Origin of the sequence: Anaerotardibacter muris (genome assembly GCF_943192915.1) — a bacterium.
Classification (GTDB): domain Bacteria; phylum Actinomycetota; class Coriobacteriia; order Coriobacteriales; family Eggerthellaceae; genus Anaerotardibacter; species Anaerotardibacter muris.
In genome coordinates, this window is record NZ_CALPCD010000008.1 from 1 (window position 1) to 26,196 (window position 26,196).

Annotated in this window: 21 protein-coding genes and 1 tRNA gene; 18 read left to right on the forward strand and 4 right to left on the reverse strand. The window is 55.0% G+C overall.

The genetic code is table 11. The features are described 5' to 3' along the window. The first annotated feature begins 211 nt into the window (after nucleotides 1-211). The 18 genes from uvrA to NFR25_RS06760 all read left to right on the forward strand — a co-directional run bounded on the left by uvrA (nucleotide 212) and on the right by NFR25_RS06760 (nucleotide 22,264). Nucleotides 212-3,130, forward strand: coding sequence for an excinuclease ABC subunit UvrA (uvrA, locus tag NFR25_RS06675; protein ID WP_251198472.1), 2,919 nt, complete (start codon nucleotides 212-214; stop codon nucleotides 3,128-3,130). A 46-nt stretch (nucleotides 3,131-3,176) separates the two neighbouring features. Further along, nucleotides 3,177-3,968 (forward strand): hypothetical protein, encoded by a 792-nt coding sequence (locus NFR25_RS06680; protein WP_251198473.1) that lies wholly within the window; start codon nucleotides 3,177-3,179, stop codon nucleotides 3,966-3,968. Between the two features lie 138 nt (nucleotides 3,969-4,106). Further along, nucleotides 4,107-4,192 (forward strand) — tRNA-Leu (locus tag NFR25_RS06685). 32 nt (nucleotides 4,193-4,224) lie between these two features. Then, nucleotides 4,225-5,655 (forward strand): trigger factor, encoded by a 1,431-nt coding sequence (gene tig, locus NFR25_RS06690; protein ID WP_251198474.1) that lies wholly within the window; start codon nucleotides 4,225-4,227, stop codon nucleotides 5,653-5,655. Between the two features lie 70 nt (nucleotides 5,656-5,725). Then, nucleotides 5,726-6,343: an ATP-dependent Clp protease proteolytic subunit gene (locus tag NFR25_RS06695; protein ID WP_251198475.1), complete on the forward strand. Its 618-nt coding sequence runs from the start codon at nucleotides 5,726-5,728 to the stop codon at nucleotides 6,341-6,343. 8 nt (nucleotides 6,344-6,351) lie between these two features. Continuing rightward, complete coding sequence (gene clpX / locus NFR25_RS06700; protein WP_251198476.1) at nucleotides 6,352-7,692, forward strand: ATP-dependent Clp protease ATP-binding subunit ClpX; 1,341 nt, start codon at nucleotides 6,352-6,354, stop codon at nucleotides 7,690-7,692. A 75-nt stretch (nucleotides 7,693-7,767) separates the two neighbouring features. Next, nucleotides 7,768-10,428, forward strand: a complete 2,661-nt coding sequence (locus tag NFR25_RS06705) for a valine--tRNA ligase (protein ID WP_251198477.1) — start codon at nucleotides 7,768-7,770, stop codon at nucleotides 10,426-10,428. Between the two features lie 75 nt (nucleotides 10,429-10,503). Then, on the forward strand, nucleotides 10,504-10,989 hold the full coding sequence (locus NFR25_RS06710) for a double zinc ribbon domain-containing protein (protein ID WP_251198478.1): 486 nt from the start codon (nucleotides 10,504-10,506) through the stop codon (nucleotides 10,987-10,989). A 65-nt stretch (nucleotides 10,990-11,054) separates the two neighbouring features. Further along, nucleotides 11,055-12,968 carry a threonine--tRNA ligase gene (gene thrS, locus NFR25_RS06715; RefSeq protein WP_251198479.1) on the forward strand — a complete coding sequence of 638 codons (1,914 nt, stop codon included), beginning with the start codon at nucleotides 11,055-11,057 and terminating at the stop codon, nucleotides 12,966-12,968. Nucleotides 12,969-13,140: 172 nt separating this feature from the next. Further along, complete coding sequence (gene trxA, locus NFR25_RS06720) at nucleotides 13,141-13,449, forward strand: thioredoxin (protein WP_251198480.1); 309 nt, start codon at nucleotides 13,141-13,143, stop codon at nucleotides 13,447-13,449. A 216-nt stretch (nucleotides 13,450-13,665) separates the two neighbouring features. Further along, nucleotides 13,666-14,628: an NAD(P)/FAD-dependent oxidoreductase gene (locus NFR25_RS06725; RefSeq protein ID WP_251198481.1), complete on the forward strand. Its 963-nt coding sequence runs from the start codon at nucleotides 13,666-13,668 to the stop codon at nucleotides 14,626-14,628. A gap of 117 nt (nucleotides 14,629-14,745) precedes the next feature. Further along, nucleotides 14,746-15,813, forward strand: a complete 1,068-nt coding sequence (gene prfA, locus NFR25_RS06730) for a peptide chain release factor 1 (protein ID WP_251198482.1) — start codon at nucleotides 14,746-14,748, stop codon at nucleotides 15,811-15,813. Nucleotides 15,814-15,816: 3 nt separating this feature from the next. Continuing rightward, nucleotides 15,817-16,845, forward strand: a complete 1,029-nt coding sequence (locus NFR25_RS06735) for a N5-glutamine methyltransferase family protein (protein ID WP_251198483.1) — start codon at nucleotides 15,817-15,819, stop codon at nucleotides 16,843-16,845. A gap of 414 nt (nucleotides 16,846-17,259) precedes the next feature. Then, entirely contained in the window at nucleotides 17,260-18,789 is a 1,530-nt protein-coding gene (locus tag NFR25_RS06740; protein WP_251198484.1) for an N-acetylmuramoyl-L-alanine amidase family protein, read from the forward strand. Nucleotides 18,790-18,855: 66 nt separating this feature from the next. Further along, nucleotides 18,856-19,134, forward strand: coding sequence for a type II toxin-antitoxin system RelE/ParE family toxin (locus NFR25_RS07480; protein WP_251198485.1), 279 nt, complete (start codon nucleotides 18,856-18,858; stop codon nucleotides 19,132-19,134). Between the two features lie 10 nt (nucleotides 19,135-19,144). Continuing rightward, nucleotides 19,145-19,474, forward strand: coding sequence for a HigA family addiction module antitoxin (locus NFR25_RS06750; RefSeq protein ID WP_251198486.1), 330 nt, complete (start codon nucleotides 19,145-19,147; stop codon nucleotides 19,472-19,474). A gap of 23 nt (nucleotides 19,475-19,497) precedes the next feature. After that, the gene (locus NFR25_RS06755) at nucleotides 19,498-19,818 is read left to right on the forward strand and encodes a hypothetical protein (protein ID WP_251198487.1); all 321 of its coding nucleotides are present in this window, start codon (nucleotides 19,498-19,500) and stop codon (nucleotides 19,816-19,818) included. Between the two features lie 127 nt (nucleotides 19,819-19,945). Continuing rightward, on the forward strand, nucleotides 19,946-22,264 hold the full coding sequence (locus NFR25_RS06760) for a hypothetical protein (protein ID WP_251198488.1): 2,319 nt from the start codon (nucleotides 19,946-19,948) through the stop codon (nucleotides 22,262-22,264). A 194-nt stretch (nucleotides 22,265-22,458) separates the two neighbouring features. Here the strand turns inward: NFR25_RS06760 and NFR25_RS06765 are convergent, their stop codons facing one another. From NFR25_RS06765 to NFR25_RS06780, 4 genes are all read right to left on the reverse strand, one after another. Next, nucleotides 22,459-24,342, reverse strand: coding sequence for a heavy metal translocating P-type ATPase (locus tag NFR25_RS06765; protein ID WP_251198489.1), 1,884 nt, complete (start codon nucleotides 24,340-24,342; stop codon nucleotides 22,459-22,461). A 50-nt stretch (nucleotides 24,343-24,392) separates the two neighbouring features. Next, a complete protein-coding gene (locus tag NFR25_RS06770) occupies nucleotides 24,393-24,614 on the reverse strand; it encodes a cation transporter (protein ID WP_251198490.1) in 222 nt (73 codons plus the stop codon). 45 nt (nucleotides 24,615-24,659) lie between these two features. After that, nucleotides 24,660-24,944, reverse strand: a complete 285-nt coding sequence (locus NFR25_RS06775) for an ArsR/SmtB family transcription factor (protein ID WP_420840613.1) — start codon at nucleotides 24,942-24,944, stop codon at nucleotides 24,660-24,662. A gap of 192 nt (nucleotides 24,945-25,136) precedes the next feature. After that, nucleotides 25,137-25,979, reverse strand: coding sequence for a formate/nitrite transporter family protein (locus NFR25_RS06780; RefSeq protein ID WP_251198492.1), 843 nt, complete (start codon nucleotides 25,977-25,979; stop codon nucleotides 25,137-25,139). Between the last annotated feature and the right edge of the window lie 217 nt (nucleotides 25,980-26,196).

Sequence of the window (26,196 nt, forward strand, 5' to 3'; positions counted from 1 at the left end):
ATTGTTGAGTTTTGCTTATCCCGCTATGGCAATTTTTTCTCTTGCAATCGTACTTGCGTATTCACACCCGGACAGAAATGAACCCGTCCCCAATTCGTTCGTGAATTATGAACGAAACGTGGGGCGAATTGCTCGGAGGAAAATCGCGCGCTATGATGATGACCCGCAAAAACAGACCAGCACATCAGACATTTCAAGAAAGAGTGTATATATGGCACAGCAGTCCATTGTCATCAAAGGTGCACGCGAACATAACTTAAAAGATATCGATCTGACCATCCCGCGCGATGAGCTTGTGGTGATCACGGGCCTTTCGGGCTCGGGCAAGAGCTCGCTCGCGTTCGACACCATCTACGCCGAAGGTCAGCGCCGCTATGTCGAGAGCCTCTCGAGCTATGCGCGCATGTTCCTGGGTCAGATGAGCAAGCCTGATCTGGATTCGATCGACGGCCTTTCCCCGTCGGTCTCCATCGACCAGAAGACCACCAGCAAGAACCCGCGCTCCACTGTAGGCACAACCACCGAGATCTACGACTACTTACGCTTGCTGTTCGCACGCATCGGCATCCCGCATTGTCCTGAGTGCGGTCGCGAGATCCGCATGCAGACCACCGACCAGGTGACCGATGATATCCTTCGTCTTTCAGAAGACGGCAAGACCAAGTGCATCATCATGGCGCCCGTGGTGACAGGCCGCAAAGGCGAATTCACCAAGCTGTTCAAAGACCTGCTCAAGGAAGGTTTTTCGCGCGTACGCATCGATGGCGAGATAACCAAGCTCGATGAAAATCCCATCGTCTTGAACAAGAAGATCAAGCATTTCATCGATGTTGTGGTCGATCGCGTGGTGTTGAAGCCGTCGGCACAGAGTCGCATCGCTGAAGCGGTTGAAACAGCTACGAAACTGGCAGACGGCCGCGTGTTGGTGCAGCTGCTCGATAGCAATGGCGATCCGCTCGGCGGCCAGCGCACGGTGTCTTCGGGCGCAACGGGCGGTCTTGCAGAAGGTGAATATATCTTCTCGTTGGCCTTGGGTTGCCCTGAGCACGGCCATTCCATGGACGAGCTCCAGCCGCGCGACTTTTCCTTCAACGCTCCGTACGGTGCGTGCCCCGATTGCTTAGGTATCGGCAGCAGGGAAGAGGTCGACCCCGACCTGGTCGTTCCCGATCCAGAGCTTTCGCTCAACGAAGGTGCAGTGGCACCGTTCAAATCAGGGAACTATTATCCGCAGGTCATGCGTGCAGTGCTGAAGCATTACGGCGTGGATGCTGACACTCCCTGGAAGGACATTCCCGCGAAGGTTCGCAAGAAGCTCTTCTATGGTGCGCCAGGCGAAAAGGTGCGCGTTGATTACGTGACCGTGGATGGCCGCGAGACCTATTGGTTCGTGGAATGGGAAGGCATCGCTTCGGCGGTGGAGCATCGTTACAAAGAGGCGACGAGCGACCGCCAGCGTCAGAAGTACGAACGCTATTTCTCTATCATCCCGTGCGCTACCTGCGGTGGCAAACGTCTGAACCCTTCGATCCTGGCAGTGACCATCGATGGCAAGAACATCCATGATGTTTGCGAACTTTCCGCATCAGATTCACTCGAATTCTTTGAGAAGCTCCAGTTCGGCGAGAACAACGAGATAATCGCAGGTCCCATCGTGAAAGAGATCACTGAGCGCTTGCGCTTCTTGGTGAACGTGGGCTTGGACTATCTTACCCTCGAGCGCGCTACGGCAACGCTTTCGGGCGGCGAAGCTCAGCGAATCCGTTTGGCTACGCAGATCGGCGCAGGCCTGATGGGCGTGCTCTACATCTTGGACGAACCCTCCATCGGTCTGCATCAGCGCGACAACGAACGCCTTATCCATACGCTCGAGCATCTGCGCGACCTGGGCAACACCGTGCTGGTGGTCGAGCACGATGAAGACACCATCCGCAGCGCCGACTACGTGATCGACATGGGCCCGGGCGCGGGTGAACATGGCGGCGAAGTGGTTGCGAAGGGTACCCCCGAGCAGATCATGGAAACGGACGATTCGCTCACTGCTCAATATCTGCGTGGCGAAAAATGCATTCCCATCCCCGCCAAGCGTCGTAAGCCCAAACGTGGCAAGATCGCCATCAAAGGCGCTTGCGAGAACAACTTGAAGAACGTTACCGCCGAGATACCAATCGGCACGTTAACCCTGGTCACTGGCGTTTCAGGCTCGGGCAAGAGCTCGCTTGTGACCGATACGCTCACCCCGGCGCTCGCTAACCGCGTGAACCACTCGCATCGCAAGGTGGGCAAGTTCAAGAAGCTCGAGGGCGTGGAGCTGATCGACAAGGTGATCAGCATCGATCAAAGTCCGATCGGCCGTACTCCGCGTTCGAATCCTGCTACGTATATCGGCCTTTGGGACGACATCCGCAATCTGTTCGCCTCTACGCAAGAGAGCAAGGCGCGCGGTTATTCACCAGGGCGTTTCTCGTTCAATGTGGCCGGCGGCCGCTGCGAAGCATGCAAGGGTGATGGCCAAAAGAAGATCGAGATGCACTTCCTGCCCGATGTGTACGTGAACTGCGAAGTGTGCGATGGTACGCGTTACAACCGCGAAACGCTGCAGGTCACCTACAAGGGCAAGAATGTCTACGAAGTGCTCGAGATGACCGTTGATGAAGCACTTGAATTCTTCGGCAAGATCCCTTCGCTGCGCCGCAAGCTCGAGACCTTGCATGATGTGGGCCTTGGCTATATCAAGCTCGGTCAGCCTGCAACCACGCTTTCAGGTGGCGAAGCTCAGCGCGTGAAGCTGGCAAGTGAGCTCCAGAAGCGTCAAACAGGCAAGACCTTCTACATCTTGGACGAACCTACCACGGGCCTTCATTTCGACGATGTGCGCCAGCTGCTCGAAGTGCTGCAGCGCCTGGTCGATCTGGGCAACACGGTACTGGTGATCGAGCATAACCTGGACGTGATCAAGGCCGCGGATCATATCATCGACCTGGGCCCCGAAGGTGGATCGAACGGCGGAACGGTGGTTGCCAAGGGCACCCCTGAACAGGTTGCCGAATGCCCCGAGAGCCACACGGGCCGCTTCTTGAAGCGCGTGTTGGCAGAGGACCGCTGCAAATCGGTCTACTCGATGGAGTAGACCCCTCGCGTACGGGCGCGCCCAGTGCTCGCTGGGTGGGTGTAGAATGGCAAGCATGAAAAAGCTCTCTCGCGAAAAGATGGCGCTGGTGTTCTTCGCCGTACTGGTGGTCTTTGGCCTTGGTGCGCTGATGTTCTACATCACCAACATCGGCCATTCGCTCAATGCCACCGCAAGCTCCATCGATGATGCCGCGGGCGACCTGGGAGACTATACCGCCATCGTCTACGAAGGTACGGCCGAGAAGAAGAAGGCCATGGGCGAATCGGGCCTGGATAGCATCCCGCAAGAGGGAATCAACAAGACCCTTCAGCTTGGTACTGACCAGGCTATTCAGAATCCTTCAACGGACGAGGTGACCGCATCTGATGTGGCACCGAAGGCTTCGACCGACGGCCAAGCAGAAGAGGAAACGAAGAGCGTGAGCGTTTCTCAGGCGCGCAATTCGTTCTTGCGCAAGAATGCTTCGGTGCTCACGCTGAACGTGACCGATCCCACGACCTACATCGAGCCGACCATCGTGAAGGCAGGGAAGTACCGCTTCGGCATCCTTTATATCGACAAGGCTTCTGCACTGCCGTATTTCATCTCAAGTCGCATCAAGGCCTACGAAGCGGCTGATGTCGACTTCATCGTGGCCGTGACCGACGACCTCTCGCGCGTTACCAAGACCGACGGCATCGACATCGTGGTCTCCACTCAGGAAGAGGGTCTGAACCCAGTGGGCGTTTCATCCGATGGCGTGTTCTTCAACGACGCCGCGCTCACGGGCGAAGTGGGCACCATCTTGATATCGCCCAGCAAGGTGATCTCCGCCAAAGACATCAGTGAACTTTAGGGGCTCGCTGAAGTCTTTCGCTCCGCTTCAGGAATAGGCTGCCCGTACAGTGGGCATTTAGCGCATCTGAGGGACAGGACGCGCAACTTTTGTTACTATAACGAATTGTCGTTCATAGCTTTGAACGGCGCCGAAAACGCGGGTGTGGCGGAATTGGCAGACGCGCCAGGTTTAGGTTCTGGTGGGCAACCCCCGTGAAGGTTCAAGTCCTTTCACCCGCACCACATCGGCTGAAGTTACCAAGAAGGAGTAATGAGTGAACACTACAGTAGAGGCCCTCGAGGACAACAAGGTCAAACTCTCGTTCGAGATCGACGCGAAGGACGTTAACGCACGCATCAAGCAGGCATACAAGGACTTCGCTAAGCGCTACAATTTCCCGGGCTTCCGTCCTGGCAAGGCACCTCGTCCTGTTGTGGATAACATGCTGGGCGCCGATACTGTGAAGGCTGCGCTCACCGAAGACCTGGTGAACGATACGTATCCGCTGGCTTTGGATGAACACGACCTGGTGCCGTTGTTCAAGCCAGAATTCGATCTTTCCACCGAGATCGTCGAGGAAGGCAAGCCCTTCTCGTTCTCTACCGTCATCGAAGTGAAGCCCACTTACGAGCTCACCTCCTATGATCCCATCTCGGTCGAGATCCCTGCTGCGGATGCCACCGAAGAAGAGATCGATGCTCAGATCGAAGAGCTGCGCAACTACTATCACGATTTCAAGAACGCCAACGCGAACACCAAGGTGAAGCCGGGCGAATTCGTCGAACTTACCATGAAGGTCACCGATAAGGACGGCAACGAGCTCACGCAGCTTTCTGCCGAGAATCGCCTCTACGAACTGGGTGTTAACCTGTTCCCAGCAGCGTTCGACGCTGAACTGGTGGGCATGAAGAAGGGTCAGGAAAAGTCCTTTGACGTGGACTTCACCACTGATAACTCCATGCTGGGTCAGACCCTGGGTGAAGACAAGGGCGTACTGCACTTCGACGTTACTGTTGACGCTATCAAGCAGAAGGTACTGCCAGACGTCACCGACGAATGGGCTCACAACAACTTCGGCTTCGAGAACTTGGAAGACATGCGCAAGCAGGTCGCCCAGTCCATCAAGGACCAGAAAGAAGTGAACAAGACGCGTCGCATCGAGAACGAATGCTTGGCCGCGCTGGCAGCTCGCGTCGAAGGCGAGATGCCCGAAGGCATGCGTGAACTGCAGGAAGTGAACCTGCTCCAGTCCTTCTACGCTCAGCTTTCGCAGAATGGCTACACGCTCGATCAGTATCTTGACACCATGGGCCTTTCCAATGACCAGTTCAAGAATGACATGAAGCAGCAGGCAGACGATGTGGTCCGTCAGGACATGGCGCTCGATGCGTGGGCTCGTCACAAGGGCATCGAAGCTACCGACGCAGACGTTACCGCTGAATTCGAGAAGGCTAACGTGGATGATCCTGTGGCTGTTCAGGCCGAATGGAAGGTCTCTGGCCGCATTCCGCTGATTCGCGAAGGTGTCATCCGTACCAAGGCTCTTAACGACGTGGTCGAAACGGCAACCGTGACCGAGGTCGATGCCAAGGAGGCGAAGAAGACCAAGGACGCAAAGCCGAAGGCTGCTGCCAAGAAGACCACCACCAAGAAAGCACCCGCAAAGAAGAGCACCAAGAAAGAGGCTGACAAGAAGGCTGAATAAGTCCAGCTCAACCCCTCGTTTCAAAATTGCATAATGAAGCTCTTTGTGGAATAGAACAGTGAGGTTTTATATGTACACGAATCCGACCAAATCCGCACTTATCCCTTATGTCATCGAGCAGTCGCCTCGCGGAGAGCGCAGCTTCGACATCTATTCTCGTTTGCTCAACGAGCGCATCGTCTTTCTGGGCGAAGCTATCGATGATGCAGTAGCTAATACGGTCGTTGCACAGCTGTTGCACCTGGAGAGCACTGACCCCGATAAGGACATCTCGCTCTACATCAATTCACCAGGCGGTTCCGTTACCGCTGGTCTGGCCATCCTGGATACGATGGACTTCATCAAGTGCGATGTTTCCACCATCTGCCTGGGCGAATGCGCTTCCATGGCAGCTGTGCTCCTTTCGGCTGGCGCAAAGGGCAAGCGCCTGGCCCTGCCGAATTCCATGGTCATGATCCATCAGCCCTCCGGTGGCGCTCAGGGTCAGCAGACCGAGATCCAGATCGTTGCGGAATTCATGCTGAAGACGCGCGATCGCTTGAATCGCATCTTGGCAGACAACACGGGCCAGAGCCTCGAGACCATTCAGCTCGACACCGAGCGTGACAACTTCATGGATGCTCAGCAGGCGCTCGAATATGGCATCGTTGACAAGGTCGTCTCCTCTCGCTTCAACACTGAAGGCTAAGGCGCTACATGTCCGAACAAACCCCAACAGGCCCTCACAACGGAATCTACTGCGCTTTCTGCGGAAAGACCCCTGAACAGGTCAACGCCATGATCTCGGGTCCGAATGGCATCTACATCTGCGATGAATGCATCTCGGTCTCGGTCGACGCGATGATCGCGGATCTTTCCATGCGTGGTCTTGAATCCGAAGCGCTCAATCAGGTGCTCGGCAATCAGGCTGCGGTGGCGAACTTCGAGGCACACCAGGGAAAGACGGTTGATCTGTTCGCCGATCTTCCTACGCCCAAGGAACTCTACGCGCAGCTTTCTGAGCACGTGGTGGGGCAGGAAGAAGCCAAGAAGGCGCTTTCGGTTGCGGTGTACAACCACTACAAGCGCATCAGCATGGGCGAGGCTGCCGACGATGACGATGTGGAGCTGGCAAAGAGCAACATCATGCTGCTTGGTCCTACGGGTAGTGGCAAGACCTTGCTTGCCCAGACGCTCGCGCGCACGCTGAAGGTTCCGTTCGCCATTGCCGATGCCACCACGCTCACCGAAGCGGGCTATGTAGGCGAAGACGTGGAGAACATCCTGTTGAAGCTCATCACCGCAGCAGATTTCGATGTGTCGCGTGCAGAGGTGGGTATCATCTACATCGATGAGATCGACAAGATCGCGCGCAAGGCTGAAAATGTTTCCATCACTCGCGATGTTTCGGGCGAAGGTGTCCAGCAGGCGCTCCTGAAGATCGTTGAGGGATGTGAGGCAAGCGTGCCTCCGCAAGGCGGCCGCAAGCATCCGCAGCAGGAATTGATCCATATCGACACCACGAACATTCTGTTCATCTTCGGTGGCGCATTCGTGGGCTTGCCCGAGATAATCGCACAGCGAATCGGCAAGACCAACATCGGTTTCGGATCCGAAATGCCCGAAGCCAAGCGCGAGGCCGATGCGAAGCTGCTCCAACAGGTGCTTCCTGAAGACCTGCATAAGTTCGGCATGATCCCGGAATTCATCGGACGAATCCCCGTTATCACGTCGCTTTCCGAACTGAACAAGGAAGACCTGGTCCGTATCCTTACGGAACCGAAGAATGCTTTGGTGAAGCAGTACACGCTCATGTTCAGCTACGAAGATTCCCAGCTCATCTTCGAACCCGATGCGCTCGATGCTATTGCCGAGCGCGCCATCGAACACAAGACGGGCGCACGTGGTTTGCGCACCATCGTGGAAGACGTGCTGATGGACGCAATGTACGAATTACCCGACTACCACCAACCAACACAGGTGGTGGTGCGCCGCAGCGATATCGAAGGGGAGACCAAACCCCAGATCGAGCCCCTGAAGAAAGCGGCGAAGAAATAACACACCAGCGGCGGGCGGCATGAGCACCCGCCGTTGCCATTATTGCAAGACCCTACACGGACCCAAGGACCGCCCATGACCACGGAAAAGAAGCAGGATCAATCATACAGAGAATGGGAAGAGCCGATCTTCAACGCATGGCGTGAAGCGGGGCTGTTCGAACGCACGCCGGGCTTCGGCAAGAACGGCGCGCAATCCTACACCGTGGTGATCCCGCCTCCCAACGTTACGGGCGTGCTGCACATGGGTCATGCGCTCAACGACACCATCCAAGATGCTTGCGTGCGCCGTGCTCGTATGCAGGGTTATCAGACCCGCTGGATCGTGGGCGTGGACCATGCAGGCATCGCAACCCAGACCAAGGTTGACAAGCACCTGGCCGAACAGGGCATCGATCGCCATGAGATCGGCCGCGAAGCATTCATCGAGGCCTGTCAGGAATGGCGCAAGAAGTACGGCGGCATCATCGTCGACCAGATCAAGGCCATGGGCTGTTCGTGTGACTATGCTCACGAGCAATTCACCATGTCTCCTTCGCTTTCGCGCGCAGTGCGCAAGGTGTTCACCGACTGGTATCACGACGGGCTCATCTTCCGCGGTCGCCGTATCGTGAATTGGTGTCCATCGTGCACCACCGCTATCGCTGACGATGAAGCGGAATACGAAGAAGAAGACAGTCACCTGTGGCATTTGCGCTACCCCCTTACCGAACCTGTCGATGGCATGGACTACCTGGTAGTAGCGACCACGCGCCCCGAGACCGTCTTGGGCGACTCGGGTGTGGCGGTGAGTCCGCAGGATGAACGCTATAAGAACCTGGTGGGGAAGAGCGTCATGCTTCCCATCGTGAACCGCAAGATCCCTATCGTAGCCGACTTCGTGGTAGACAAGGAATTCGGCACGGGCTGCGTGAAGGTCACGCCTGCTCACGACCCGAATGACTACGCTATCGGTCAGCGCAATGACCTCGAGCAGATCAACATCTTCGACGAACACGCCGTGGTGGTCGATGGTTACGGTAAGTTCTCGGGCATGACCCGTGAAGAGGCTCGCGAAGCGGTGGTAGCCGAATTCGAGGCGCTGGGCTTGCTCGACAAGATCGAAGACCATACGCATTCGGTCATGCATTGCTATCGCTGCCACACTACCCTGGAACCCTGGCTTTCCGAGCAGTGGTTCGTTGAGGTTGATCGTCTGAAAGGCCCCGCGAAGCAGGTAGTGGAAGACGGAAGCGTGCAATTCTATCCTGCTCGCTGGAAACAGGTCTATCTTGACTGGCTCGACAACCTGAAGGACTGGTGCATCTCGCGTCAGCTGTGGTGGGGCCATCGCATTCCCATGTACTATTGCGACGTGTGCGGTTGGGAAGATGCCAGCGTGGACCCCGTTGAGGTGTGCCCTGTTTGTGGCGCGCCCGTGCGTCAAGATGAAGACGTGCTGGACACGTGGTTCTCTTCGCAGCTCTGGCCTTTTGCTACCCAGGGTTGGGGAGACGAAGGCATGCAATCTCCTGACCTGCAGAAATACTATCCTACGCAGCTGCTGTCCACGGCACGAGACATCATGGGCCTGTGGGTGGCGCGCATGATCATGGCTTCGGAATATTGCTGCGATCAGATCCCGTTCCAAGACGTTATCATCCACCCAACGGTCATGGGAGCCGATGGCAAGCCCATGTCCAAGAGCCGCGGCAACGGCGTGGACCCCATGGTGCTCATGCAAGACTTCGGCGCGGACGCCATGCGCTTTGGCTTGCTCATGCAGGTAACGGGTTCGCAGGCTATGCGCTTCGACGAGAACAAGATCGTTTCGAGCCGCAACTTCGCTAACAAGATCCGCAACGCGGCACGCTTCGTGAACATGAACCTGGATGGCTTCACGCCAGGAGCGCCAGCTCCCAGTACGTTGGCCGACCGCTGGATGTTCTCGCGCTTGGCAACGCTAGTCGCGAAGCTCGATGAAGCCTACACGGCCTACGACTTCGGCCTGATCACGCGTGAACTTTACGCGTTCTTCTGGAATGAATTCTGCGACTGGTACATCGAGCTTTCCAAGGCACGCTTGCAAGCGGGTGGGGAAGATGCCCTTATCTGCCAGCGCAACTTGCTGTTCGTGTTGAATGTAGCTCTGCGCTTACTGCATCCTATCATGCCCTTCATCACCGAGAAGATCTATCAAGAGATGCCTGGCGAAAAGGAATGCGAATTCTTGATGATGTGCCCGTGGCCTGATGCTCAAGAGCTGGCGTGCTATATCGACCCCGCAGCTGAAAAGGCTATCGATCTGGTAACAGGTGCCGTGTCGGGCGTTCGTTCAACGCGTGCTCGTTATGGTCTTTCGCCCAAGGTGGAACTTGAAGTGGTGGTCTCTGCGGAAAACGAAGAGGCGCTGCAGCTGTTCAAGGACCAGGAATCGCTCATCTGCGCGCTCGGTTCCATGAAGGTGGCAGAAGCTGGCATCGCGTGCGAGAAGCCCCAAGATTCTGCACCTGTTATCGCGGGTGAGGTCGAGCTGTATGTGTTATTAGGCGGCTTGGTTGATTTCGAAGTAGAGCGTAAGCGCATCGAAAAAGAGATCGCCACGCTAGAAAAGGATCAAGCGAAATTCCAGAAAAAGCTCTCTAACCCAGGTTTCTTGGCGAAGGCCGCTCAAGAGATCATCGATAAAGATTCTGCGAAGCTTGCCGACATCACCGATCGTCTTGATAAACTACGCGTACAATTAGCAGAAATGTAGAACGAGCAGAAATATAGAGCTGCAGAACAAGCACACCCTATAGTTCAGAAAGCAAAGGACGGAAGTAGTTCACCAATGGGTTCAAGCCTTCAGACATTCCTTATCGTAGCTGGCGTTATCGTTGCCATTCTTTATATCCTCTCGATCGCGTTCGTTATCAAGGATTCACGTGCGCGCGGCGCGAACTGGCACGCATGGGGCGTCTTCTCTTTGGTGCCGCTGATCGGCTTCTTGGTTTATTTGCTCATGCGTCCTGAACTTACCGCTGAAGATCGCGATGAACAGGCGCTCGATGTTACCTTGAAGCGTCGCCAGCTCATGCAGTATGGCGAATGCGGCCACTGCGGATACCCCGTGGAAGCGGATTACGTCATGTGCCCGCATTGCCACAATCGCTTGAAGAATCTCTGTCCTACCTGCCACCATGCTCTCAATCCTGAATGGTCGGTGTGCCCGTATTGCACCACCACCATCCACAGCGGTGGCGCTCCTGCGCAGGCTCCTGCTCGTCGCAGCCGAACGTCGGCTGGCGCTACGGGCACGCATCGCCGCGTGAACTAATTTGCCTTAAAGCCCCTATTGGCGCAGGTGCTTGGTATGCACCCGGCGTCAGAAAGGATGTTGAAATGGAAATCACTCTCCCTGATGGATCGAAGCGCACCTTAGAAGAAGGCGCCACCGTCTACGATCTGGCTGCAAGCATTGGCGCAGGCCTTGCACGCGATGCGGTAGCTGGCAAGGTCAACGGAGAAGCGGTCGACGTAACGGCGCAGCTTTCCGATGGCGACTCGGTCGAGATCCTTACCACGAAATCCCCCGAAGCGCTCCATATCATGCGCCATTCCGCGGCTCATATCATGGCGGAAGCGGTTCAGCAGCTCTATCCCGACGTGATGATCGCGTTCGGCCCTGCAACGGAAGACGGCTTCTTCTACGACTTCGACCTGCCGCATTCTATCTCCGAAAACGACTTCGAAGCTATCGAGGCCAAGATGGCCGAGATAATCGCGGCTGATGAACCCTTCATTCGCGAAGTGGTCAGCCACGACCGCGCGAAAGAGATCTTCGCAGGCCAGCGTTTCAAAGTGGAACACATCGATGAACTTTCCCCTGAAGGCGAGATAAGCATCTATCGCCACGGCGATTTCGTCGATCTGTGCGCAGGCCCTCATGTGGCGCGCGCTTCTCAGATCGCAGCGTTCAAGCTGATGAAGATCGCGGGCGCTTATTGGAAGGGTGATTCAGACCGAGAGATGCTCCAGCGCCTCTATGGCACGGCGTTCTTCAAGAAGAAGGAGCTTACCACCTACCTGCACAACTTGGCCGAAGCAGAGAAGCGCGACCATAGGCGTGTGGGCAAGGAACTGGGATACTTCATGCTCGACGAAGACGCTGGCGTGGGTCTGCCGCTCTATCCGCCCAAGGGCGCACGCGTCATCCGTACGCTACAGGAATGGCTACGCCGCGACCTGTACGAACGCGGCTATGAAGAGGTCATCACCCCGCATGTCTACAAGGCGGACGTGTGGAAGACCTCAGGCCATTATGATTTCTATGGCGAGAACATGTACTTCTTCAATATCAACGAAGGAAGCGACGACAATCCTAGGCAGACCGAATATGGCGTGAAGCCCATGAACTGCCCAGGTCATGTGCTCATCTATCGCAACGACATCCACTCTTATCGCGACCTGCCGCTGCGCTTGTTCGAGTTCGGTACCGTGTATCGTCACGAGCTTTCGGGCGCGGTCCATGGCCTGTTGCGTGCGCGCGGCTTCACCCAGGACGATGCGCATGTGTTCTGCACTAAGGACCAGGTGGTCTCCGAAGCGCTCGACATCTTGGACCTGGTCGATCACATCATGGGCACCTTCGGCTTCGAATACATGGCCGAGATATCCACCCGTCCTGAAAAGAGCATCGGATCGGACGAGATGTGGGAGCATGCCACCAATTCGCTGATCGAAGCATGCAAGCAGCACAACCTGGAATATGAGATCAACGAAGGCGACGGCGCGTTCTATGGCCCCAAGATCGACATCAAGGTGAAGGACGCTATCGGCCGCACCTGGCAGTGCTCCACCGTGCAGGTGGACTTCAACCTGCCCGAGCGTTTCGACCTTACCTATCGCACGGCGGACAACACTGAAGAGCGCCCCTGGATGCTCCACCGCGCTATCTTCGGTTCCATCGAGCGCTTCTTCGGCATTCTGATCGAGCACTACAGCGGTGCGCTGCCTTTGTGGCTCGCGCCGGTGCAGGTGGTGCTCTTGCCCCTGGCAGACCGCCATTTGGATGCGTGCAAGGAAATTGCCAAGAAGATCAAGGCTGCAGGTGGCCGCGTGGAGGTCTACGAACAGAACGAACCCATGCGTGTGAAGATCGCCAAGGCACAGAACGAGAAGATCCCGTACATGTGCGTGGTGGGCGACAAGGAAGTGGAAGACGGCACCATCTCCGTGCGCGAACGCCATGAAGGCGACCTGGGCACGTGGGAAGTTCAGCAGCTGATCGATATCATCAAGGAGGCTGCGCTCTAAGCTTCGAAGTTCGCAAGAACTTGTACAGAAGGTAACAGCTTGTAATCAGGGAGCGTCCACACGCGGGCGCTCCTTTTTCATGCGCCTACAATGGAAACATCAAGTCAGATAACGAAGCGCACGCAGCAATAAGCATGAAGAGCGGAGCGCATGAATCTTTGGAGGGATTATCATGGCTGAACAACTTACTGAAGAACAGTTCCAAACCAAGGTTCTGGGCGCAAGCGAGCCCGTTATGGTCGATTTCTTTGCAACTTGGTGTGGTCCTTGCAAGATGCTGGCACCAGTGCTCGAAGAAGTAGCGAGCGAAGTGGCTGGCAAGGCATCGGTCTACAAGGTTGATATCGACCGCGAGATCGAACTGGCACAGGCTTACAACGTGCAAAGCGTTCCCACCCTTATTGTGTTCAAAGACGGTCAGCCCGTCCAGCAGATGGTGGGTGTACAGCCCAAGCAAGTCTTGGTCAACGCACTTTCTTAGTCGATCCGCATACAGGGATGTTCGGTAGCAAGCCGAGCATCCCTGTTTCTGTTCAAGGGCGAATTGCGTCACCGCGTGCCCGAGTCACGGCACCGCGCGGCCGAACTATGGCACTGCGTAGGCGTAACGTGAAGCTCTACAGTCATAAGGCGTGACCGTACGGATGACAACACTCACACGTGATCCGCATCGCCAACGAAAGAGGGGAGAAGCATCATGGCTTCTGAAACTTCTGAACAAACTGAAAATGAAACGCGCATCACTGATGTAGCCATCGTGGGCGCAGGTCCAGCAGGTATGACCGCAGCGCTCTACGTTGCGCGCGCTGGCTATCGTGCCACGGTGCTCGAAGCTTACGTGCCCGGCGGCCAGCTTACCACCATCGATGAACTGGAGAATTACCCCGGCTTCTTCGGCGGTGTGAACGGCTTCGACATTGCCTCGTCCATGCAGAAGCAGGCTGAACGCTTCGGTGTGCAGTTCATGTATGCGCAGGCCAAATCGCTGGAGCGCTACAGCGACCGTAACCTGTTCGAGATAACCACTAATGACGAGCCACTTTGGGCCCGTTCGGTCATCATCGCTTCAGGCGCGAAGCCCCTGAAGCTGCCGCAGATAGACAGCGACAAGCTGGAAGGCAAAGGCCTTTCGTATTGCGCAACCTGCGACGGCAATTTCTATCGCGGCAAGGACGTGATGATCGTTGGCGGTGGCGATTCAGCTATTACCGAGGCCATCTATCTTTCGCGCATCTGCCGTAAGGTGTACCTGGTTCATCGTCGCGAAGATTTCCGTGCCCATTTCTGGGTGGTAGAGCGCGTGAAGCATCTGCCCAATGTTGAGATCTTCTGGAACAACGAAGTGCAGAACGTTATCACGAACGACTCCGAGCGCATCGAGGCAGTTACCGTGCGCAACTCGAAAACGGGTGAGGAGCATACGCTGGAGGTCGAAGGCTTGTTCATTGCCATTGGCGCCAAGCCCGAAAGTGAATGGGCGAAGGATGCCGTAGAGCTGGACAAGTTCGGCTACGTGAAGTCACACGATGAATGCCACACCTCGCTAAAGGGTGTGTTCGTGGCGGGCGATGTGCGCACCACGCCGCTGCGTCAGGTAGTAACGGCAACCGCAGATGGAGCCCTTGCGGCGGAAGCGGCTGTAGCGTATCTGTCTGAGTAAAATGTGATATGATTCTCACTTGTCAGTAAGTGAGTTTTCCAAGGCAGGCTCCGCATGACGGGGCCTGTTCTTTTTGTATCTGAAGACGAATCTAAATTACGTAAAACAGAGGGTGTTATGCGCGAAAAGCTAGAGAAGATCGTAGCAGCTTATGGCGAACTGGAAGCCAAGATGGGCGACCCAGCCATTGTTGCGAATCAGAGCGAATACAACAAGTTGGCCAAAGACTACGCGAATCAGGGCGAACTGGCACGTGCGGCTAAGGAATATCTAGGCCTGCTGGACGACCTGGCAGCTGCTAAGGAGATGCTGAGCGATTCCGACATGAAGGAATTCGCGCAGGAGGAGATCTCCACCATTGAAGCGCGCCTGCCGCAGTTGGAAGAGGACATCAAGTTCATGCTTATCCCCAGCGACCCGGCTGATGAAAAGGACATCATCGTGGAGATTCGCGCCGGTGCTGGGGGCGACGAAGCGGCTATCTTCGCGGGTGATCTGTACAACATGTATACGCGTTTTGCCTCTGACCAGGGTTGGAAGTGCGAGACCATGGACATGCATGCATCCGAAGCAGGCGGTTTCAAGGAAATATCGTTCAAGATGCTGGGCGACCGTGTTTATTCCATCATGAAGTTCGAGTCGGGCGTGCATCGCGTTCAGCGCGTGCCCAAGACCGAAAGCCAGGGCCGTATCCACACCTCCACGGCAACCGTGGCTGTGCTGCCCGAAGCTGACGAGGTGGAAGTAGAGATCAACCAGAACGACCTGCGCATCGACGTGTATCGCGCGGGTGGCCCCGGCGGTCAGTGTGTTAACACTACCGACTCCGCGGTGCGCATCACGCACCTGCCCACGGGTTTGGTTGTTCAGTCCCAGGACCAGAAGTCGCAGCTGCAGAACAAGATCGCCGCAATGAGTGTTCTGCGTGCACGTTTGTATGAGAAGATGCTGGCCGACCAGCAGGCTGCCGAAGGCGCTGAGCGCCGCAGCCAGATCGGCACGGGCGACCGCTCTGAGAAGATCCGCACCTACAATGGCCCGCAGGACCGTGTGACCGACCATCGCATCGGGTATAACGGCACCTACAACGGCGTGCTGCTGGGTTCGGGTGGCGCAGGACTTCAGGACCTTATCACCGCGCTTCAGGCGGCGGACCGTGCTGCGAAGCTGGAGAGCGCGGTCTAATTCGTGTCCACGCGGGATCAAACCTGGACCGTTAAAGCGATCCTGGACTGGTGCGAGGGCTATCTCGCCAGTAAAGGCGATGCGAACCCACGTCTATCTGCCCAGTGGCTTCTGGGTGAAGCCATGGGTCTTTCCCGTATCGAGCTATATACCAACTTGGATAAACCGCTCTCTGAAGAAGAGCGATCCACTATGCGTGCCTGGGTGCAGCGCAGGGGAACAGGCGAGCCACTGCAGTTGATCTGCGGTACCGCGCCGTTTCGTCACATGGTGCTGGAAGTTGCGCCTGGCGTGTTGATCCCGCGTCCTGAGACTGAAGTGCTGGTGAGTGAAGTGCTCGCGTTGTTTCCTGCTCCCAAGCAGGTGAGTGCCTATGCGTTCGAGGATGAGGTTGCTACGCCCGAGGTTGACGATGGCGTGAAGGTGGTCGAAGTAGGCGAGGAGATAGAGGCTGAAGGCGTTGCCGAATCAGAGCAGTCTGTTGAAGAAGCTGAAGAAGCCCCCGAACCGATTCGCGTGATCGATCTTTGTACCGGTTCTGGCTGTATTGCCTGCGCACTTGCGACCGAGCATCCCAACATGGAAGTGCTCGCGCTCGATATTGCTCCCGAAGCGCTTGTGCTGGCCAAGCGAAATGTCGAAGCCCAAGGTGTTGCCGAGCGCGTAACCGTGGTCGAAAGCGACCTGCTCTCCGTCGTGGTCGCCGATCCCGCCAACAGGGGAGCGTTCGACGCGATCGTCTCCAATCCGCCCTACATCCCTTCTGCAGTGGTCGACACCCTCGATGCCGAAGTGAGTGACTATGAACCCCGCTTAGCCTTAGATGGCGGCCAAGACGGCCTCGATCTCTTCCGCCGCTTCATCGTCGACGCTCACATCCTCCTAAAACCGGGTGGGGTTCTAGCGGCCGAACTCTTCGAGGACTCTCTAGAAGAGGCAGCCCAAATAGCCGAGTCCAATGGCTTCACCAGCCCCCGCATTGTGAATGATCTCGCCAATAAACGAAGGATTCTGCTAGCAACCCGCCTATAACCTGCACTAGAAATCACGCAGCATCCGGACACTAGTGCCAGGCCCTCTCAGTCCAGATTTTAAAACCATCTTCGATTTGCTAGGGTAGCAGTTTGCTCTATAGCATGAAGCGTGAGGGCGCGGTGGGAAAGAGATTGCGCAAATTTTAGGAGAAGTTCTACCTGGTTGAGCGGTGTATTCGTTCTTCGTGTGGTTTTAGGAACGTTGAACTGATCGATCGAGACAGGATGCGCTTGATTTATCTTCGCTCGTGCTTTCAAAATGTTCACCTTCAGGAAAAGGAGGCCGGGGCACTTTAAGGACCGGCTCCAAAGTGCCCCAGTTTTTGTGGGGATTAGCTGCGGGGTATTCGCAACTGAGCCCGAGGGCTTTACAATACAGGGCACTGTTTGCACTTCTCTTGCGGAGGTTTTGATGATCAAGACAAGGTCCATCCTGGTTTCGTTTGCCATGGCGTTCGCGCTAGTGCTTGGTGTTTCTTCGTTGGCATTTGCGGACGAAGCTCCTGCGTCGGCGGACGCTCCTGAAATAACCATCCAGGCTACTGAAGATGGCCAGATAAGCGCGCAGGCTTCCAGTCTTACCGTGGTCGACTTCAACGGGTATGACCCCCAGAATGCTTCCATCTTGATTGGCGAGCGCATGAATGTGCGCGTGAAGAATGCGTCCTCTTCTGCGGTCACCTGGACTTCTTCCAACCCAAGCGTTATCAAGGTTCAGTCGGGTACCTCTGCTGGGCTTAAAGACAACAGTGAATGCACGCTCATGTCCGTGGGCGTTGGCCAGAGCATGATCACCGCAACTTGTGGCGGAGAATCGTTCACGTTCCGCATCTTGACGCGCCAGATCGACATCACATCGGGCTATTACTGGACCGCGCCAGCAAACTGCACCTATAACGGCACCGCGCTCAAGCCGCTGGTTGGCATTGCGGGCACCACGTATACCATCAACAATGGCAACGTGCTGCAGGGCAATGGTCAGCTGCGCGAGGGCGTGGATTATACGGTCACGTATTCGAACAACACCAATGTGGGCACGGCAACGGCGGTGGTCGCGGGTATTGGCCTCTATAAGGGTACGCGTACCTTCACGTTCAAGATCAATGCAGCGCCTACCAACTCTTCGGGGTCTTCAAGCTCTGGTTCTTCAGGATCGAACGGTTCGAGCCAGGCTGGCATCGCTGGTCCTTCTGGTGCAGGTGTGGTAGTTCCTACGGCACCGCCTGCTTCGAAAGCAGTGTCGGGCAAATGGAAGAAGACCAAGGGCATGTGGTGGTTCGAATATGATGCCGCCACGGCTAAGCTGCAGGGTAAGAAGTGGCCTACGAGCGAATGGGTCACCATCGGCGGCAAGCGCTATCACTTCGGTTCTAATGGCTACATGCATTCGGGCTGGTATAACTCAGGCAGCGGTTGGTACTGGCTTGGTTCAGACGGCGCTATGAAGACCGGCTGGCATAAGACCAAGGGCAAGTGGTACTACATGGCCAGCGACGGCGTGATGCAGACGGGCAAGAAGCTCATCGACACGCTCATCTATTTCTTGAAGAGCTCTGGCGCCATGGTCACGGGCTGGAACAAGGAAAGCCAAGGTTGGTTCTATTACAAAAGCTCTGGCGTGATGGCAACGGGCTGGCAGAAGGTGAAAGGGAAGTGGTATTACCTCAACCCGCTCAACGGCGTTATGAAGACCGGCTGGCTGGATGTTGATAATGCGCGCTATTACCTGAACGGATCGGGCGCAATGCTCAAGGGCTGGCAGAAGATCGGCGGGAAGTGGTATCACTTCGCCAGCTCCGGTGCGATGTCCAAGAACAAGTGGGTAGGGAATTACTACCTTGGTTCTGATGGCGTGATGGTCACCAATAGCTGGATCACCACCAAGGGTGTTGACTACTGGGTCGATAGCAATGGCAAGTGGGTCAAGGGCAAGACGCGCTAAGATCTTCTTTGAATAAAGTCTCTAATAACGCTTTACGTTATTAACGTAAAGCGTTATTATTTCGTTATGATACTTTCGTTTAAAGATAAGGATACTGAAGAGCTTTCACAGGGAAGGCGAGTTAAAAGATTTGTTCCTATAGAGCGTGTTGCCTTGCGTAAGATCAGACAACTGCAGATCGCAGAAACGCTTGAAGACTTGCGTATTCCACCTGGCAATAGGCTTGAGCTGTTAAAAGGTTCGCGGAAAGGCCAACACAGTATCAGAATAAACGACCAGTATCGTATTTGCTTCAAGTGGACTGAGGCTGGCGCACGAGACGTAGAGATAACGGATTACCACTGAGGTGATGAGCATGGGTAAGGTTGAGTATTACATAACACCAATTTCTCCTGGTGAATTGCTAGAGGAAGAATTTTTGAAACCTCTTGGGATCACGAAGTATCGTCTGGCGAAAGAGATTGGTGTCCCGGCTGGCAGGATCGGTCAGATTATCGCCAATAAGCGTTCTATTACCGCCGATACAGATTTGCGGCTTTGCCGGTTCTTTGGTTTGTCTGACGGCTACTGGCTTCGCGCTCAGGTTGCTTACGATATCGATAAGACTGCCCATGAGCTTTCAGAGACTTTGAATAATATCGTTCCGCTAGCGGATAGAAAAGAGGATTTTCTTGCGGTTTCTTAATTGAAGCTAAAGAGGAGGCTTTAATGAACAATAAAGACAGAAAAGAACGTTTAGCACGTTTAGCCGAAGCAGAGAAGCGCATTAAAGAGAATTCGAAATTCATGAAACCGATTTCAGGCGAGGAGAATTTGGCCGATGTGATTAAGAAGGCGAAAAAGAAGAAAATCAATATATGCTTAGCCTCAGAAAGTAAAGAGGATCGCCTGAAAAAGTTAGAAATAGCGCACAAGAACATTGCTAAAAGATCCAAGAAAATGAAAAAGTGTTCGATTCCTGTTGGGGACTTAATAGAGCAGGCAAAGGAAGAGCGCTTGAAAGAATTCTTAGCACTGGAAGAAGATTAGCGACTAAACCCTCGTTCGAGTGAGCGAGGGTTTTTCATTGCATGTTCGGTATTTGCTTTGTAATAGGGGCTGGCATTCGATAAGATGGAAATAACTTTTTCTGCACCCCCCGTGTTAGGAGTTTGAAATGCACTACGAAACCGTACTCTCCAAAAAGGACACCATGGGAGGGGGTGTTGCTTCCAGGGCATCGTTTTCCGTAAAGTTCAGTATATTCATTGCTGTACTGTGTTTAGCAGCTGCTGCGCTTGTTTCTGCTGCTACTGGCTCGATGGCCTATGCCGAAGAGTCTAACACCATCACTAAAGAGGTTAATGGCGTCACCTACACCTTCCTTCCTGCTGAAGAAGAAGGAGTAAATTATGCTGACATCATCGGTATGTCGAGCAATTCAGCTGACGTTAAGGTTCCAAATGCTATCGTGATCGAAGATGAGGGCACGACTGAGCCACCTACAACAACTGATCCTGACACGCCAACCGAACCTAGCGATGGAGGCGGCGATGACGATAGCCTCTCTACCGCGGAGGACACGACCTACATCGTGCGCAGCATTACTTTGGGATCCGATCTTGGCAACATCAAGTCTATCGATCTGAGTGAGTGCTCTTCTTTGGTCATGTTCGCAAATGGCGGAATGGAGCTCGAATCGCTCAAGGTGGCTGGTTGTTCGAACTTGACCGAGCTGTCCATGGGGTTTGCGAAGCTCAGCTCTCTCGATCTGACAGGCTGCATAAAACTTCAAACGCTCACCATCAATAACAATGCATTGACTGCGTTGGATGTTTCGCCGTGCAAGAACCTTGAATATCTTACTTGTGGCGGAAACCAGCTTACGCAGCTTACGCTCACAGGTTGTACCGCACTTAATCGAATCACCTGTGAGAACAATGCTCTGACCACCCTTGACCTTAGGGGACTGAGCGCACTCGAATCGCTCGATTGCCAGAACAACAAGATCGCATCGCTCGATCTGTCTGCTGTTCCAGCTCTTCAGGATCTGAACTGTTCTCAGAATGAGCTTACTGCTCTTGATATCAGCAAGAACCCTGCACTTACATACCTGGATTGCGAAAAGAACAAGATCGCTGATACTGCTGCTATTGATGCTTGGCTTGCTATTGATGGTCACGAAGGCTCGGCTGGTGATCAGGATGTGACGAAGCAGCCTGAACCCACTGATCCCGATGATGGTAAAGAGCCTGAGCAGGGTGGCGATAACTCTGGTGATGGCGACAATAACGGAGATAACTCCGGCAATAATAACGGGGATGACAAAGACCCTGAACAGGGCGGCAACAACTCTGGTGACAACAACAATTCCGGTGATGGCGACGGTAATGGCGACAACAGCGGAGACAACAAGGACCCAGAACCCGCCAATCCGCCTACGGGCAAGTGGATCCATGGCTCCAAGGGCTGGTGGTACAGCTATGGCGACAGCAAGTGGGCAGTGGGTTGGCTGAAGCTTGACTCTGGCACTTACTATCTGGATGCCAACGGCTGGATGGTCACTGGTTGGCGCGAGATCGAGAACACCTGGTATTACTTTAATAATCCTAATGGCGACATGAAGACTGGCTGGGTGAAGCTCAAAGGTGTTTGGTATTACCTGAACCCTGCTGATGGCAAGATGCTCACAGGCAAGCAGGTCGTGAAGGACAAGACCTACTTCCTTAAAGACAGCGGTGCTATGAAGACTGGCTGGAACAAGGAAGATGGCATCTGGTATTACTACAACAGCCCCAACGGCGACATGAAGACTGGTTGGATCAAGCTGAAGAACATCTGGTACTACCTCGATCCTACCGATGGCGCTATGAAGACGGGCCTGTTCAGCGATGGCAAGGCCAAGTACTTCGCCGATGCTTCTGGTGCTATGAAGACTGGCTGGCAGAAGGTCGATAACAAGTGGTATTTCTTCAATACTTCTGGTGCTATGAAGACTGGTTGGGTGAAGAGCAAGGACCTGTGGTATTACCTCAGCCCTGAAGATGGCGCGATGCTCACTGGTAAGCAGGAGATCGACAAGAAGACCTACTTCCTGAAGGATTCTGGCGCCATGGTAACGGGTTGGAACAAGGAAGAGGGTATTTGGTACTACTATGATGCTTCTGGCGCTATGGCTACGGGTTGGACCAACGTCAAGAACGATTGGTATTACCTGGATCCGCAAAGTGGCACCATGACCATCGGCTGGTATGACGACAACGACGCTAAGTATTACTTCTCGTCTCTAGGCAACATGCAGACTGGTTGGAAAGAGATCGACAGCAAATGGTACTACTTCGATGAATCGGGTGTTATGCAGGTAAGCAAGTGGGTCGGCGATTACTACGTTGGCTCCACGGGCGTCATGGCAACCGATGCGTGGGTCGACAAGGACCAGTTCTATGTTGGCCCTGATGGCAAGAAGGACACCACTAAGGTGAAGGACGCCGCTTAATACGCGATCCAAAAACTTGGTCTATCGAAACGACCCCTGTTCGTCACGAGCAGGGGTCGTTTTATTCAGAGGAAGGGGGACAGGTCCAAAACTGTCCGGGACAGAAAGGGGACAGGCCAGACATCCCATTTGGTAGTTCCGGCCTGTCCCCAAAGTGTCCGGTACAAAATGGGACCCGTCCCCAAACTGTCCGTCTATTTTACTTTCAGAGTGCGCATGGCATTTAAGATGGCGATCACGGAAACGCCCACATCAGCGAAGATCGCCTCCCACATGTTAGCTAAGCCGAAGGCAGCCAGTACCAGCACCAGCAGCTTCACACCCAACGCGAAGATGATGTTCTGGTAGACGATGCGCACGGTCTTGCGCGAGATATTCACGCCGTCAGCCAAGCGTGAGAGCTTGTCGTCCATGAACACCACGTCGGCCGCTTCGATAGCGGCGTCAGAACCCATAGCGCCCATAGCAATGCCCACATCGGAACGGATCAGCGCGGGTGCATCGTTGATGCCATCACCCACGAACGCCACCTTCTCGCCGTTTTTAGCGGCTTCCAGATAGCTTCGCAGGAAGTCTATCTTGCCTTCGGGTAGCAATCCCGCATGGTATTCGTCCAGCCCTGCCACCTTGGCGATGTGTGCCGCCACTTCCTCACGGTCGCCTGTGAGTATAACGGTGCGCTGAACGCCCAGTTCCTTGATGCGTTGCAGCGCCGAGACCGAGTCGTCCTTGATGGTGTCTTCCACCTCGATAGAGCCGCGGTAAACCTCATCGACAGCCACATGTAACACGGTGGTCTTGGTATCGTTCATAGCCGCATCGATGCCATTGGCTTCCATCAGGCGGGCATTGCCTGCTAACACTACCTGGCCGTCGATGATGCAGCGGATGCCCTGACCTGCGATCTCGGTAGTCTCGCTTACCAGGTCCAGATCGAGCGGTGCTTCATGTTCCTTGCGAATGGAAAGCGCAATGGGGTGGTTCGAGTAAGCCTCAGCCATAGCGGCGATGCGCAGCAGCTCTTCGGAGCTGATGCCTACTGGCGAAATGCGGCTGACCGAGAAGGTGCCCTTGGTGATGGTGCCCGTCTTGTCGAACAGGATGGTCTTCACCTTGGAAAGCGCTTCGAGATAGTTGCTTCCCTTGATCAGGATGCCCTTCTTCGACGCGCCGCCGATGCCGCCAAAGAAGCTCAGCGGCACAGAGATGACCAGCGCACACGGGCAGGAAACAACCAGGAATACCAGCGCGCGTTGGATCCAGTCGGTCCACTCGAAGTTCGTGAAGAACGGCGGAACGATGGCTATCACCAACGCGAGCAAGCACACGATGGGCGTGTAGTAGCGTGCGAAACGCGTGATGAAATTCTCCATCGGTGCTTTTTCGGATGCTGCGTCTTCGACCAGCTCGAGGATCCTGCTGACAGTGGAGTCGTCGAATTCCTTGGTGGTCTTCACGTAGATGGTGCTGGAAAGATTGATCGAGCCTGAAGCGATGGTGTCGCCCGTGAATACGTTGCGCGGGAACGACTCACCCGTAAGGGCAGCGGTGTCCAGCTCGGTCTCACCTTCGACGATGATGCCATCGAGCGGTACGCGCTCGCCTGGGCGCACCACGATAACGGTGCCGACCTCTACTTCGTCGGGGTTCACGGATTCTATTTCGCCATCGCGTTCGATGAAGGCCTGTTCAGGGCAGATGTCCATCATCTCGCTGATGGAATCGCGCGATTTGTTCACAGCGTAGTCTTCGAACAGGTCGCCGATCTGGTAGAAGAGCATTACCGCCACAGCTTCGGGGAATTCAGCAAGGCAGAGCGCGCCGATGGTGGCAACGCACATGAGGAAATTCTCGTCGAAGATGTGACCAGCTTTGATGTTTCGCGCAGCCTTGGCCAGCACGGGGTAGCCCAGCACCAGATAAGGAACTAGGAAGATAGCGAGCATGATGAAAGGGTAGGGCAGCGCGCTCTGAAGCGGCTCGAGCGCAGGGCTTGCGAGCGCATCAGTGATGACAGCTGCTACGAACAAGGCAGCGCCTATGGCAACGCGGATGATCTCTTTCTTTCTTTTGCTCATGATGGTTCCTTGAGGGGTAGGGCTTGGCGTGGGCTCAGTTTGGTTGCGGTTTAGCGACCCAAGATCACGCAGTCGTCTTCATAAGAGGTGATGATCTTCTGCGCTTGGTCCAGGATGGGTTCGATGTTGTCGGTAGAGGTTTCGATCTTCAACTTCGAGGTCATGAATACCACCTGGGCTTTTTCTACACCGTCGAGCCTGTTGATGTCAGCTTCCATCTGTGCAGCGCAGTTGGCGCAACCGAGGTTTTCGAGCTTGTAGGACTTCTTCATGACGGGTTCCTTTCAAAGAGGGACGATTCTTTGCGCGGGAGCGCTTTATTCACAAATATGGGTAAGGCCCTGCAAGAGCATGGTGTAAACATGATCGTCGGCCAGGGAATAGGTAACGTTCTTGCCGTCGCGCGTGAATTTGACCAGGCGGGCTTGTTTCAGCACGCGCAGCTGATGAGACACCGCACTCTGGGAAACGCCGATGGTGGTGGCGATGTCGCCAACGAAGAGCCCACCGTTCATCAGGGCATAGAGGATCTTGATGCGGGTGGTATCACCAAAGGTCTTGAACAGATCGGCCAGGTCGTAGAGCAATTCTTCGTTGGGCATCTCGCCATCGTTCAAGTGTTTGAGCGCATGCTCTGCAGCTTCATGGTTATGGGTGTGTTCGATTTCCATTTCACGTCCTAACATATGAACATCTGCTCATATGTTAGCAAATGGAGTGATGGTGTCAATACGCGAAGGAAGATTTTTCAGGCGATTTTAGAAGTGCTTGCTAAGCGATAGTGCACGAGAAAGTTAGTTCTTCTTCTTGGAGTAGATGAACCAATACATCATCCCAACGAACAGGGCACCGCCCACGATGTTACCTGGCACGGTGGCAGACCAATTGTAGAGCGCGCCCACCATATTCACGGTAGCGGGGTCGATACCAGCAGGGGCAATGCCAAGCGATGCGAGCAGCGCACCCATGGGAAGGAAGAACATGTTAGCAACGCAGTGCTCGAAGCCGCAGGCAACGAATGCGGTGATGGGGAAGATAACGGCCAAGATCTTATCGGTGACGGTCTTCGAGGCGTAGGCCATCCAAACGCCCAGGCATACCAGGAAGTTGCACATGATGCCCTTGGCAAACAGCGCCAACCAGCCAGCATTCATCTTGCCAGCAGCTACGCTCACCATAGTCTGGCCCACCTGGCCGCCGTTCATGTTGGGCATTTCGGAAAGGAATACGATTCCTACGATAACGAGCGATCCGATGAAGTTGCCGATGAAGACCACGATCCAGTTCTTCCAGACCGCGGACCATTTGATGCGCTTGCTGGCAGCGGTCATCACTATCATGGTGTTGCCCGTGAACAGTTCAGCACCTGCAACAACCACCAGGATAAGGCCAAGGCAGAACAGGAAGCCACCCAGTACGCGTTGGATGGCGAAGGGAAGGTTCGGGTCACCTACCACCAGGGTGAAGAACATCGCACCCATGGAGATGAAGGCGCCGGCCATCAGTGAGAGCATGAAGCTGCGCGCGAACGACATCTCGGTCTTGGTAACGCCAAGATCTTCGGCTTTTTGCGTGACCTGCGCAGGGGTGAGCGCTTCAGTGTTGGGAGCGTTGATGATGATCTCTTCCTGTGCCACGGAGACTCCTTCTTGATGCGTCTTCAACAACGCCCTCACTATAACGAAGGCCCGCCAGTGCTTTGGCGAGCCTTCGAAACGCGGTGTGATTTAAAAGGGGACGGAGGCAAAAGCGTCCCGGATGCTTTTGTGACACTTTCGCTCCCGCCCCCGATTCGTCCCGATAGCGGCTTCATGTGGGACAGTTCCGCCCCCGTCCCCAAAACGGCATGTGTGG